This is a genomic window from Burkholderia sp. 22PA0106 (assembly GCF_047497155.1).
GTDB lineage: Bacteria > Pseudomonadota > Gammaproteobacteria > Burkholderiales > Burkholderiaceae > Burkholderia.
This window is the reverse complement of sequence record NZ_CP163163.1, coordinates 3,478,322-3,490,788: the sequence shown is the minus strand read 5'-3', so window position 1 is coordinate 3,490,788 and position 12,467 is coordinate 3,478,322. Positions and strand designations below refer to the sequence as shown.

Sequence of the window (12,467 nt, the reverse complement as noted above, 5' to 3'; positions counted from 1 at the left end):
ACGACAGCTTTACGCTAGTCGTAGCGATAGCGACCGCGCTAGGCGGCCGGAAGTAATTCGGAGGGGGTTCGGAAAGCAACGCATGGCAGCAACTGTATTCGAAGTCGTTTCGCGTTGTCAATCGGTGGTGTGGCGGCGGGTTGTCGAGAATCGGTCGAATAGCCGTGCGATTCGGACAGACGGCCGACCGACGCGGCTTGGCTCGGCGGCGGTCGGGCCCGAGCGGGCTGGGCCGCCAGCGCACCGGCCGCAGCCGGGCGACCGTTCAGCCGGCGATGCGAGCGACGCGCAGGATCGTGTCGATTTGCCGTGCGAGTGCGTCCGGCACCGGAGTCTCGCCGTTCAGCACGGCGCGCGTCCAGGCCGCGGTGGTCGCCGCGTCCTTCGATTCGGGCAGATCGACGGCCGGGGCATCGGGCGACGAGCGTTCCGGTTCGATCAGCGTGTCGCACACCCCGTCGTGCAGCCAGTCGACCTGCACCTGGCGCCGCGTATCGGCCACCGCCTCGCCTTCGGTGCCGCGCGCCAGCAGCGCGCCGCCCGCGGCCGCGTCGGGGTGCTCGCGGAACAACTGCGCGAGGCTGTCGCGATACGGCGGGTGCGTGTAGTTGACGAGCCGCAGCCCGAGCGGCGCGAACGGTTGCAACAGCTTGACCAGCGTATGCGTGGAATTGCGCACGCCGAGCACGCGGCGCAGCCCGAGCAGGCGCGCGAGTTTCGGCGCGAGCGCGTCGAGCGGCATGAACGCGGTGCGGCGCTCGGCCAGATCGCGTTCGGCCTCGGCGGGCGTGGCGGCCGCCGGCATCGCCAGTTCGGAGAAAATTTCGGCGCTCGTCACGCGGCCCGGATCGACGCTCACGCCGTGCACCAGCACCGGCACGCCCTCGCGCGCCAGCAGCAGCGCGAGCAGCGGCACCAGGTTCGGCTGCTTGCGCGCGCCGTTGTAGCTCGGAATCGACACCGGCCGGTAGGCGCCCGACTGCACGGCGAGCGGCGCGAACGACGCATGTGCGGCGGCCAGCATCGCGGCCAGTTCGTCGGCCGATTCGCCCTTGAGCCGATACGCGATCAGCACCGCGCCGAGTTCGACGTCAGACACGCGGCCGTCGAGCATCGCCTGGTAGAGCGCGAACGTGTCGTCGGTCGACAGCGCGCGGGCGCCGTGCGGGCCGCGGCCGATCTCCTTGATGAAGCGGGCGCACGGAAACGGTTCGGTCGGAGCGGAATGGGGGCGGACGTCGGTCATCGAGGCTTGGCGGCTGGGGGCGGCGCGTCGCGGCATTGGCGCGCGCCGGCCCGGGTAGGCGGGAAGCCCACTGAATACCGCATTTGCGGCATTCTGGCAAACGCGCGGCGGCGGCTTGCACGGCGGCGGGCGCCGCGCCGGCACAATGACGGATCGCATCCGGGAGGAGCAACCGATGAAGCTGTACAGCTATTTCCGCAGTTCCGCGTCGTATCGCGTGCGCATCGCGCTGCACCTGAAGGGGCTGCCGTTCGACTATCACCCCGTGCACATGCTGCGCGGCGGCGGCGAGCAGTTGCAGGGCGCGTACCGCGCGCTCAATCCCGATGCGCTGGTGCCCACGCTGGTCGACGGCGACACGACGCTGCAGCAGTCGCTCGCGATCATCGAATATCTCGACGAGACGGTGCCCGAGCCGCCGCTGCTGCCGCGCTCGCCGGCCGACCGCGCGCATGTGCGGGCGATCGCCTTGCAGATCGCCTGCGAGATCCATCCGCTCGACAACCTGCGCGTGCTGCGCTACCTGAAGCGGACGCTCGGGGTGCCCGACGACGCGAAGAACGCGTGGTATCGCCACTGGATCGAGCAGGGCTTCACGGCGCTGGAAGCGCGGCTGGCCGGCGATCCGCGCACCGGCAAGCTGTCGTATGGCGATACGCCGACGCTGGCCGATCTATGCCTGATCCCGCAGATCTACAACGCGCAGCGCTTCGAGGTCGATCTGGCGCCGTATCCGACGCTCGTGCGCATCCACGCGCACGCGATGACGCTCGACGCATTCCGTGCGGCCGCGCCCGACGTGCAGCCGGACGCCGAGTAACGCGTAAACGGCCACGAGGACGTCGGGGCGTCCTCGTGGGGGCACAACCTGCCGGCGCGGAATCAGCCGAGCAGCGCGTCCGCGAATTCCTCGGCGCTGAACGGTTGCAGGTCCTCCACCTTCTCGCCGACGCCGATGAAGTACACCGGCACCGGCCGCTGGCGCGCGATCGCGGCCAGGATGCCGCCCTTCGCGGTGCCGTCGAGCTTGGTGACGATCAGGCCCGTCAGGCCGAGTGCGTCGTCGAAGGCCTTGACCTGTGCGAGCGCGTTCTGGCCCGTGTTCGCGTCGATCACGAGCAGCACCTCGTGCGGTGCGTCGGCCTGCGCCTTGCCGACCACGCGCTTGACCTTGCGCAGTTCTTCCATCAGATGCAACTGCGTCGGCAGGCGGCCGGCCGTATCGGCCATCACCACGTCGATCTTGCGCGCGCGGGCGGCGCCCACCGCATCGAAGATCACCGCGGCCGGATCGCCGCTTTCCTGCTGCACCACCGTGACGTTGTTGCGCTCGCCCCAGATCGCGAGCTGCTCGCGTGCGGCGGCGCGGAACGTGTCGCCGGCGGCCAGCAGCACCGATTGATCGAAGCTCTGCAGATGCTTGGCCAGCTTGCCGATGCTGGTGGTCTTGCCCGCGCCGTTGACGCCCGCGATCATCATCACGAGCGGTTGCGCGCGGCCGAGCATCAGGGATTTCTCGAGCGGCTGGAGCAATTCGACGAGCAGCGTGCGCAGCGCCGCCTTGACCTGCTGCGGATCGGTCAGGCGCTGTGCCTTGACGCGCTCGCGCAGCGCGCCGAGCAGGTATTCGGTGGCGTCCACGCCGGCGTCGGACATCAGCAGCGCGGTTTCGAGTTCCTCGTAGAGGTCTTCGTCGATCTTGGTGCTGACGAACACGTTCGTCAGGTTCGAGCTCGTCTTGGAAAGGCCCGAGCGCAGCCGCGCGATCCACGATTTCTTGGCGGCCGGTTCGGGCGCTGGCGGCGGGACGATTTCGACTGCGGTGTTGTCGGCGCGCGGTGCGGGGGCCGTAGGCGTGCTCGCCGCGGGCGGCGCGACTTGCGGCGCCAGAGCCACCGGGGCGGCCGGCTGGGCCACGACAGGCGCCGGAGCGGCCGGCATGGCGGGCGTGGCCGGTGTTGCGTCGGCACGCGACTCGGCAGGCCGCGGCGCGTCGGGCGCGGCCTCGACGGCCGGGGCGTCGGCGCCGGTCTGCTCGTCGGCCGGCGCGTCTTGTGACGCGTCGTCGGCCTTCGAGCCGATCAATCGTTTGAAGAAGCTGAACATGGTCTGCTGGCTTGGGGGAAAGGGGAGCGGGGAGGCCCGGCCTCGGCCGGTGGCTCGAAACGCGTGATTTTATCAGGCGCGCCGCGCGGGCAGCGGCGAGGCGCGCGGCCGGCTGTGGTAACGTGCGCCTGTTCCGGGCCAGCGGCCCGCCCCGATTACCCGTTTCAGCCGGTTTCGTATGCCCCGTCCGTCCTCCGCCCGCTCGTCCTCCAGCGCCAATCGCGGCAAGCCGCACGCGGTCCGCATCATTGGCGGAGAGTGGAAACGCACGCCGTTGCCGGTGCTCGATCTCGACGGCCTGCGCCCGACGCCCGACCGCGTGCGCGAAACGCTGTTCAACTGGCTTGGCCAGGACATGGACGGCCGCCGCTGCCTCGACCTGTTCGCCGGCACCGGCGCGCTCGGCTTCGAGGCCGCCTCGCGCGGCGCGGCCAGCGTGGTCATGGTCGAGCGCAATTCGCGCGCGGCCGAGCAACTGCGCGCGACCCGCGAGAAGCTGGCGGCGCGTACGGTGGAAGTGGCCGAAGCCGATGCGCTGCGCCTCGCGGCCGGCCTCACGCCGGGCGCGTTCGACGTGGTGTTCCTCGATCCGCCGTTCGACGATGCCGCGTTGTTCGAACGCGCGCTCGCGCTCGCCGTCAAGCTCGTCGCTCCCGGTGGTTTTCTTTACGTCGAAGCGGGCGAGCCGCTCGATCCGGCCGGGCACGAAGCGCTGGCGGGCTGGCGGGTCGAGCGCGACGGCAAGGCCGGCGCCGTCCACTATCATTTGCTGCAACGCGAAAATGATGAATAATGCGCGTTCCAAACGAGGCGCCGCGCGGGTTCGGCGACGTGTGCCCAGGATGGCGGCGGCGCGAGATCGCTATTGCTGCGGCCCCTATTGAAAGTTCACAGGAGGAGCGACATGGTAGTCGCCGTGTACCCGGGTACGTTCGATCCGCTGACGCGCGGGCACGAGGATCTCGTGCGGCGCGCATCGAGCATTTTTGATACGCTGGTCGTCGGCGTGGCCGACAGCCGGGCGAAAAAGCCGTTTTTCTCGCTCGAAGAGCGCCTGAAGATCGCGAACGAAGTGCTCGGGCATTATCCGAACGTGAAGGTGATGGGCTTTACCGGGCTGCTCAAGGATTTCGTGCGTACCAACAATGCGCGCGTGATCGTCAGGGGCCTGCGCGCCGTGTCCGATTTCGAGTACGAGTTCCAGATGGCCGGCATGAACCGCTATCTGTTGCCCGATGTCGAAACCATGTTCATGACGCCGTCCGACCAGTATCAGTTCATCTCGGGCACGATCGTGCGCGAGATCGCGCAACTGGGCGGCGACGTCAGCAAGTTCGTGTTCCCGTCGGTCGAGAAATGGCTGACGGAAAAAGTGGCCGCGATGGGCCAGGGGCCGGCGGCCTGACGCGAGAGCGTCGTTGCCGGCCCAGCAGCATGTGCCGGCGCGATGCCGGCGGAAGCGAGACCAGTATGGCTTTGATGATTACCGACGAGTGCATCAATTGCGACGTGTGCGAGCCCGAGTGCCCGAACGGCGCGATTTCGATGGGTCCGGACATCTACGTGATCGATCCGGGCAAGTGCACCGAATGTGTCGGCCACTTCGACGAACCGCAGTGCCAGCAGGTCTGCCCTGTCGAGTGCATTCCGCGCGATCCGCAGCATGCGGAAACGCAGGATCAGTTGATGGTGAAATACCATGCGCTGACCGCCGCCACGGGCGAGAACGGCGCATCCTGACGTGAAGCCGGCCGATGCCGGCTTCACGCTTTTCTTCGATACTTTCCAGACGATTCGAACGCGGCAAAACGGGCGCACAGGCGCCCGCTGTGCCTGTGCGTGGATAACGCGCTGTGCCCGCTTGCGCCTCGTATTCAGCCGATCAGTTCGCGCAACGCGGCGACCAGCGTCTCGCATTCCGCGTCGGTACCGACCGTGATGCGCAGATATTGATCGATGCGCGGCAGCCGGAAGTGGCGCACGAAGATCTCGCGCGTCTTCAGCGCGGCGGCGAGCTGGCCCGCGTCGTGGCCCGGATGGCGCGCGAACACGAAGTTCGCCGCCGACGGCACGATCTCGAAGCCGAGGCTCGTCAGCGCGGCCGTCAGTCGCGAGCGGCTGTCGATCACGCGCGCGCAGGTCGCATCGAAGTACTCGCGATCCTCGTATGCCGCCTGCGCCGCCACTTGGGCGAGCCGGTCGAGCGGATAGGAATTGAAGCTGTCCTTGACGCGATTGAGCGCCTCGATCAGCGCCGCATCGCCGAACGCGAAGCCCACGCGCATGCCGGCGAGCGAGCGCGCCTTCGATGCCGTATGCACCACGAGCAGGTTCGGATGGCGCGCGATCAGCGAGATTGCCGATTCGGCGCCGAAATCGACATAGGCTTCGTCCACCACCACCACCGCGTCGGGGTTGCCCGCGACGATCCGCTCGACCTCGGCCAGCGGCAACGCGCGGCCGGTCGGGGCGTTCGGGTTCGGGAACAGCACGCCGCCGTTGCCGCCGAGGTAATCCTCGACGCGGATCGAGAAATCGTCGGCCAGCGGCACGGCTTCGTACTCGACGCCGTACAGGCGCGCGTAGGTCGGATAGAAGCTGTAGGTGATGTCCGGGAAACGGATCGGGCGGTCGTGCTGGAGCAGGGCCTGGAACGTATGCGCGAGCACTTCGTCGGAGCCGTTGCCGACGAACACCTGATCCGGCGTCAGCCCGTGATGCGCGGCGACGGTTTCGCGCAGGTTGCGCGCGAGCGGATCGGGATAGCGGCGCAGCGATTCGCCGTCGGCACCCAGTTCGCGCGCGATCGCGGAGAGGACGCGCGGCGACGGCGGATACGGGTTCTCGTTGGTGTTCAGCTTGACGGGGTTCGCCAGCGCCGGCTGTTCGCCCGGCACGTAGGGCACGAGCTGCTGAACGATATTGCTCCAATAACGGCTCACCACGGACTCCTGACTGAAAACGTGCAGCTTAACGCACGCCGCGCGCCTCGGGCGCATCGGCGTGACCGGACTTGCTAAGGGGGTTCAGGCGCTGTTGCGATGCAGCTGCATCACGGCGCGCTCGGTTTCGCCCTTGGCGAAGATCGACATCACGGCGAGCGCGCGCTCCATCGATGCATCGATGACGTCCTGTTCCTCGCGGCGCGGCGGCTTCAGCACGAAGTTCGCCACGTCGGGCTTGGCGCCGGCACGGGCGCCCTCGGGAATCAGGTCGCGCGGATGGCCGATGCCGATCCGCAGCCGCCAGTATTGCTGCGAGGACAGGTGCGCGGAAATATCCTTCAGGCCGTTGTGGCCGCCGCTGCCGCCGCCGAGCTTGAATTTCACCGAACCGGGCGGCAGATCGAGTTCGTCGTGCGCGACGAGGATCTCGTCGGGCAGGATCTTGAAGAATTGCGCGACCGCCACGACCGACTGGCCGGAGCGGTTCATGTAGGTCTGCGGCTCGAGCAGGTGGATTTCCTCGCCGTAGAGCCGGGCCTTGGCGTAATGGCCGTGGAAGCGCCGTTCGTCGCGCAGCGTGGCGCCCGCTTCGCGCGCGAGTTGATCGACGAGCCAGAAGCCCGCGTTGTGGCGCGTCGCCGTGTATTCGGCGCCCGGATTGCCGAGGCCGACGATCAGTTTGATCATGATGTGTGAGCCGCAAAAATGAAAAAACCCGCCGGGCAGGCCGCGGCGGGTTGCTTCTACCGTTACGAAACGGTGCGAAAGCGGGCTTAGGCAGCCGGCGTTTCGCCTTCGCCAGCAGCGGCTTCGTCCGACACGACAGCAGCCGGGATCGTCGCGGTTGCGACCACCGGGTTTTCTGCGTCGAGGTGAGCGACCAGCGCCACGCCGTTCGGCAGGGCGATGTCCTTCGCGTGGATCGATTGGCCGGCTTCCAGCTTCGACAGATCGACTTCGACGAATTCCGGCAGGGCCGACGGCAGGCACTCGATGTCCAGTTCAGCGATGACGTGCGAGATGACCGCGCTCGACAGCTTCACTGCCGGGCTGGTTTCTGCGTTCAGGAAGTGGACCGGCACCTTCGTGTGCAGCTTCTTCTTTGCGTCGACGCGTTGGAAATCGACGTGCAGAACGAGCTGGCGGAACGGGTGGTATTGCACGTCGCGCAGCAGGACGCTTTCCGTCTTGCCTGCCACTTCGAGCTCGAGGATCGAAGCGTGGAACGTTTCCTTCTTCAGGGCGTGCCACAGGGCGTTGTGATCGAGTTCGATCATTTGGGGGGCTGCTTCACCGCCGTACACGATACCCGTGGTCTTGCCGGTGTTACGCAGGCGGCGGCTCGCACCCGTACCTTGCAGAGTACGCTCGAAAGCGACAACTTTCATGTGATTCTCCATTGCTGCCCGCGACCAGGCAGTTTGAACAGGCCTTGCGGCCCAAAGACGCGGCCCGGGTTTCGTCCTACCGGGCCGATTGTGCAAAAAGCGAAGCGCGGACGCTTCGCTTTTCGCGAACTACCGAATTCGTGCGGATCGCCGCCGGGGCAGGCCCGATGAGATCCGAGCCGGGATCAGGACTCGGCGAACAGCGACATCACCGAATCGCCGCGGCGGATGCGCGCGAAGGTTTCGGCCAGCAGATCGGCGCTCGACAGGGCGCGGATCTTCTTGCTGCCGAGCGATTCCGCGCTCAACGGGATGGTGTCGGTCACGACGAGTTCGTCGAGTTCCGACGCATCGATACGCGCTGCCGCGCCACCCGACAACACCGGGTGCGTGGCGTAGGCGAACACGCGCTTCGCGCCGCGTTCCTTCAGCACTTGTGCTGCCTTGCAGAGCGTGCCGGCCGTATCGACCATGTCGTCCATGATCACGCAGGTGCGACCTTCGACTTCACCGATGATATTCATCACTTCGGCGATGTTCGCCTTCGGACGACGCTTGTCGATGATCGCGAGATCGCAGTTCAGTTGCTTGGCCAGTGCGCGGGCACGGACCACGCCGCCGACGTCCGGCGATACCACCAGCAGATCCGGGTGATTCTGCTTGTGCAGGTCGCCCAACAGGATCGGCGTGGCATAAATATTGTCGACCGGAATGTCGAAGAAGCCCTGGATCTGGTCGGCGTGCAGATCCATCGTGATGATCCGCTCGACGCCGGCGATTTCCAGCATGTTCGCGACGATCTTCGCCGAGATCGCGACGCGCGCCGAACGCGGGCGGCGATCTTGACGCGCATAACCGAAGTAGGGGATGGCAGCGGTGATCCGGCCGGCGGATGCGCGCTTGAGCGCATCGACCATGATCATCAGTTCCATCAGGTTATCGTTCGTCGGCGCGCAGGTGGATTGCAGGACGAAGATGTCCTTGCCGCGCACGTTTTCCTGGATTTCGACCTGGATTTCACCGTCGGAAAAACGGCTGACCATGGCCTTGCCAAGAGGGATACCGAGTTTGTCGACGACTTTCTGCGCAAGCGCGGGGTTCGCGTTGCCAGTGAAAACCATCAGGCCGTCATGGCTGCTCATCATGAACCTGCTTCGGGCTGGGGGCGGGAATAACTGAGGAAAACTTGGCAGGGGAGGAAGGACTCGAACCCTCGCATGCCGGAATCAAAATCCGGTGCCTTGACCAACTTGGCGACTCCCCTACACTCAACTATGAGCTTCACCGGAAGTGTAGGACATCCGATGCAGCAAAACTTATGACGCGAAAGCAAAGAGTGGATGTTCACCCAAACTTCCGGTAACTGCGCTGTTCCAGTCAGCGGGTAGCGAGGCTTGTGCTGCTTTCGCCTGCTCCTTGCTGCCGAACGCCGCGAAGACACTGGCTCCAGAGCCGGTCATCCGCGAAGGGGTCAAATCATACAACGCTTTGACTACCTTTGCAACTTCCGCGTACTTCTTTGTCACAACTGCCTGCATGTCGTTTTGGCCGAAGCTATCTGGCCAACCCTTGCTGGTTTGCTGTGCAAGAAAGTCCGTAATTGTGATGGGTTTCGAATCTCTTGTCAACGACTCATCTGAAAATATTTCAGCGGTCGGTACATGAGCGCGAGGCGTCACAACCAGAAACCAGCGAGGCGGCAATTCTACCTGCTCCAGCGCCTCGCCGATACCCTCCGCGAACGCATTTTTCCCAAATACGAAGAACGGCACGTCGGCACCGAGCTTGACCGCCAGCGCCTGCAGTTCGGCGCGCGGCAGATCGAGTTGCCAGAGGCGGTTCAGCGCCAGCAGCGTGGTAGCAGCGTCCGAACTGCCGCCGCCGAGGCCGGCGCCCATCGGCAGCACCTTGTCGATTTCGATGTCGACGCCGAGCGACGTGCCCGTATGCGCTTGCAACAGGCGCGCGGCGCGCACCACGAGGTCGTTCGCCTCGGGCACGCCATCGACCTCGGTGACGCGATGGACCACGCCATCCTCGCGCAGCGTGTAGTGCAGCGTGTCGCCCCAGTCGAGCAACTGAAACACGGTTTGCAGCGCGTGATAGCCGTCCGGGCGGCGGCCGGTGATGTGCAGGAACAGGTTCAGCTTCGCCGGGGCGAGGCAGTCGCGCAGGGCGCGGGGAGTATCGGTCATGCTGGCGGGACTTCTTGGCAAAAGAACGGGAATCAGCGGTCGAGCACGAGCTTGATATCGAGCGGCGGTTCCGCACGCGTCAGGTTCAGCCGCTTGACGCCGGTGGCCGGCGCATCGGCATAGGCCAGATAGTCGATGGTCCAGCCGTCCTGGCGGATCTGCTTCAGGCGGGTGGCATCCTCGCGCTGGACGTCGGCCGGCGAACCGGGCGCCGGCTGCGGCAACATCCAGTAGCGCAGGCCGTCGAGCGGCAGCGCGAAGCCGAGCGTGTCCTGCATCAACTGGCCGACATCGCCCGCGAAGCGCGGCGCGCGGCCCGGCATTTCGAGCGAGGCGCGCTGCGGCGACGAGCGCACCACGGCGAGCGTCTGGCCCAGCGGGCTGCGCAACTCGAGCGTGATGACGTTGCCGGTTTCCTGCCAGTTGAAATTGCCGTAGGCGTTCTGTTCCTTGCCGAGCCGGTCGTCGTAGCGAACCGCGAATCGGCCCGTGTACGCGTGCGCGGCCTGCGTCGTGATCGCGTCGGCGGTGGGGGACGTGGTCGAGCCGGTGGCCGCGGGGCCGGCCGGCTGCGTCGCGCAGCCGGCGAGCAGGGCGCCCGTGGCGAGCACGGCAGCGGCATGGCGGAAAGCCGGCGCGAACGGCGCCTTCATGCGAATCGATACGCTCACAGCCCGTTCACCTCGAAACGCTTGAGCGTGTTGAGCAGCGTCTCGTTGTCCGGTTCGAGCTTTTGCGCGGCGCGCCAGGCGTCGCGGGCCTTGTCCTGCTGGCCGCTCTTCCAGAGCACTTCACCGAGGTGGGCGCCGATTTCGGCATTCGGCTGCAGCGTGTAGGCCTGCGTGAGGATTTTCTCGGCAGCGGCGTTATCGCCCATCCGGTACTTGACCCAGCCGAGGCTGTCCATGATGAACGCATCCTTCGGCGCCAGCGCGACGGCCTTTTCGACCAGTTGGTTCGCTTCCGGCAGGCGCTGGTTGCGGTCGGCCAGCGAATAGCCGAGCGCGTTGTAGGCCTGCGGGTTGTCCGGCTGCATGCGCATCAGCAGGCGCAACTGCTGTTCCATCGTGGTGTACTGGCCGATTTTTTCATTGGCCATGGCGTAGTCGTAGCGCAGGTCGGGATCGTCCGGGAACGCATCGACGGCTTGCGCGAGGCGGTCGGCGGCTTCGCGGTAACGCTTGGCCGTGAACAGCAGCGAGGCGTCGGTGCGCGCGATCACGGCCGCATCGCGCGGATCGCTGATTTGCAGGCTCGCCAGCACCTTGCGCGCGTCGTCGACCTTGCCCTGCTTGGCGAGGATCTGCGCGCGCGTGACTTGCGCGGGGATGTAGTGCGGGCTGGCCGGATCGATCTTGTCGAGCCACTGCGAGGCCTGCGCGTTGTCGTTCTGCTCGACCGACAACTGCGCCAGATAAACATAGGCCTGGCCGACATCGGCGTCGGGCCGCTTCTGCGCGACGTCGATGTATTGCTTCAGGTATTTCTGCGCATCGCCGTACTGCTTTTCCTGGATCTTGATCAGCGAGAGCGCCATCAGCGGCGCCGGCTCCTTCGGATCGTTGCGGTGCATCGTCTCGAACTGCTTTTGTGCATCGTCGAGGCGGTTGTCGGCGAGATAGAGCTGCGCCAGCGCGAGGCGGCCCTCGCGCGACTTCGGGTTCTGCTGGACGAATTTCTCGAACGAGGCCACACCGATCGCGCGCTCCTGCGGGCCCATTTGCGCGAGCATCAGCGCGGCCGGCAGGTAGTCGGCCTTCAGTTCGAGCGCCTGCTTCAGCGAGGTGACGGCGCCGGCCTTGTCGTCGGTCGCCAGTTGCTGGCGCGCGATCGCGAGGCGGGCCTCGGGGCGGATCAGGTCGTTCTTGAGCAGATCCTGCAGGACCGTCAGGCCATCGGTGCGGTTCGGGCCGCGCGAGATCAGCGCTTGCAGCGCGAGGATCGCATCGCCGCGGTTGTCGCCGTTGGTGCGGGCCAGCTCGCGCGCGAGCAGCGGCTCGGCGTCGGTGGGCTTGCCGGACAGCACGAGCAGCGCGGCATCGACCTGCGCCGCGCGGTTCGAATCGGGTGCATACTCGCGCCACAGATTAGCCGCGGCCAGCGCGTCGGACGGGCTTTGCGCGGCCAGCGCGATTTCCGTCGCACGCTGCGCCATGCGCGGGTCCTTCGTGTCGCGCGAGAGCGCGAGGTAGGTCTGGTATGCAGGAGCGGGCTGGGAGCGTTGCAGTGCGACCTCGGCGGCCAGCACCTGATAGACGATTTGCGCCGTCAGCTGGAGGCCGGGCAGATCCTTCTTTTCGTCCGGGAAGCCAGGCGAGAACGCGCTCTGCGATGCGGAATCGTCATCGGTTGCTGCGGCTGGCGATGCGGCGGTAGCGCCCGATGCCGGCGTCTGTGCGTGGGCAGGCAGCGCGCCGAACGCCCATGCGGCGAGCAGCGCGGCGCCGAGTGCGCGGCGGACCGGGAAGGCGAACGCGCGGCGCGCACGGGCGGCGGAGCGCTTCGAAGACAGCGTCGAGGACAAGGTCATGGAAATCCGTTCGAGGTTTCGGACGATTGTAACGCGCTCGCTACAATACGCGCACGA

Annotated in this window: 13 protein-coding genes and 1 tRNA gene; 4 read left to right on the top strand and 10 right to left on the bottom strand. The window is 66.5% G+C overall.

Features of this window, described 5'->3' with window-relative positions; genetic code table 11:
- Positions 1-265: 265 nt before the first annotated feature.
- On the bottom strand, positions 266-1,246 hold the full coding sequence (gene ybiB / locus AB4850_RS30505) for a DNA-binding protein YbiB (RefSeq protein ID WP_414443128.1): 981 nt from the start codon (positions 1,244-1,246) through the stop codon (positions 266-268).
- A gap of 175 nt (positions 1,247-1,421) precedes the next feature.
- On the opposite strand from ybiB, the gene maiA reads away from it, so the two are divergent.
- Complete coding sequence (maiA, locus tag AB4850_RS30500) at positions 1,422-2,066, top strand: maleylacetoacetate isomerase (RefSeq protein WP_414443127.1); 645 nt, start codon at positions 1,422-1,424, stop codon at positions 2,064-2,066.
- A gap of 62 nt (positions 2,067-2,128) precedes the next feature.
- On the opposite strand, the gene ftsY is transcribed toward maiA, so the two are convergent.
- Positions 2,129-3,352 (bottom strand): signal recognition particle-docking protein FtsY, encoded by a 1,224-nt coding sequence (ftsY, locus tag AB4850_RS30495; RefSeq protein ID WP_414443126.1) that lies wholly within the window; start codon positions 3,350-3,352, stop codon positions 2,129-2,131.
- A gap of 178 nt (positions 3,353-3,530) precedes the next feature.
- On the opposite strand from ftsY, the gene rsmD reads away from it, so the two are divergent.
- The 3 genes from rsmD (at position 3,531) to AB4850_RS30480 (ending at position 5,092) form a co-directional block, all read left to right on the top strand.
- Positions 3,531-4,145 (top strand): 16S rRNA (guanine(966)-N(2))-methyltransferase RsmD, encoded by a 615-nt coding sequence (gene rsmD / locus AB4850_RS30490; protein ID WP_414443125.1) that lies wholly within the window; start codon positions 3,531-3,533, stop codon positions 4,143-4,145.
- 111 nt (positions 4,146-4,256) lie between these two features.
- Entirely contained in the window at positions 4,257-4,757 is a 501-nt protein-coding gene (gene coaD, locus AB4850_RS30485) for a pantetheine-phosphate adenylyltransferase (protein WP_414443124.1), read from the top strand.
- 65 nt (positions 4,758-4,822) lie between these two features.
- Positions 4,823-5,092, top strand: a complete 270-nt coding sequence (locus AB4850_RS30480; RefSeq protein WP_414443123.1) for a YfhL family 4Fe-4S dicluster ferredoxin — start codon at positions 4,823-4,825, stop codon at positions 5,090-5,092.
- A 134-nt stretch (positions 5,093-5,226) separates the two neighbouring features.
- Here AB4850_RS30480 and hisC read toward each other — a convergent pair whose 3' ends face one another.
- The 8 genes from hisC to AB4850_RS30440 all read right to left on the bottom strand — a co-directional run bounded on the left by hisC (position 5,227) and on the right by AB4850_RS30440 (position 12,410).
- Positions 5,227-6,294, bottom strand: coding sequence for a histidinol-phosphate transaminase (gene hisC / locus AB4850_RS30475; protein WP_414443122.1), 1,068 nt, complete (start codon positions 6,292-6,294; stop codon positions 5,227-5,229).
- Positions 6,295-6,378: 84 nt separating this feature from the next.
- The gene (gene pth, locus AB4850_RS30470) at positions 6,379-6,984 is read right to left on the bottom strand and encodes an aminoacyl-tRNA hydrolase (protein WP_414443121.1); all 606 of its coding nucleotides are present in this window, start codon (positions 6,982-6,984) and stop codon (positions 6,379-6,381) included.
- Between the two features lie 86 nt (positions 6,985-7,070).
- Positions 7,071-7,685, bottom strand: a complete 615-nt coding sequence (locus tag AB4850_RS30465; protein ID WP_414443120.1) for a 50S ribosomal protein L25/general stress protein Ctc — start codon at positions 7,683-7,685, stop codon at positions 7,071-7,073.
- A 185-nt stretch (positions 7,686-7,870) separates the two neighbouring features.
- Positions 7,871-8,827, bottom strand: a complete 957-nt coding sequence (locus AB4850_RS30460) for a ribose-phosphate pyrophosphokinase (RefSeq protein ID WP_414445661.1) — start codon at positions 8,825-8,827, stop codon at positions 7,871-7,873.
- 45 nt (positions 8,828-8,872) lie between these two features.
- Positions 8,873-8,949: transfer RNA gene (locus AB4850_RS30455), tRNA-Gln, on the bottom strand.
- A 52-nt stretch (positions 8,950-9,001) separates the two neighbouring features.
- The gene (gene ispE, locus AB4850_RS30450; RefSeq protein ID WP_414443119.1) at positions 9,002-9,880 is read right to left on the bottom strand and encodes a 4-(cytidine 5'-diphospho)-2-C-methyl-D-erythritol kinase; all 879 of its coding nucleotides are present in this window, start codon (positions 9,878-9,880) and stop codon (positions 9,002-9,004) included.
- A gap of 32 nt (positions 9,881-9,912) precedes the next feature.
- The gene (gene lolB, locus AB4850_RS30445; RefSeq protein WP_414445660.1) at positions 9,913-10,539 is read right to left on the bottom strand and encodes a lipoprotein insertase outer membrane protein LolB; all 627 of its coding nucleotides are present in this window, start codon (positions 10,537-10,539) and stop codon (positions 9,913-9,915) included.
- An 8-nt stretch (positions 10,540-10,547) separates the two neighbouring features.
- A complete protein-coding gene (locus AB4850_RS30440) occupies positions 10,548-12,410 on the bottom strand; it encodes a tetratricopeptide repeat protein (protein WP_414443118.1) in 1,863 nt (620 codons plus the stop codon).
- Positions 12,411-12,467 lie beyond the last annotated feature (57 nt).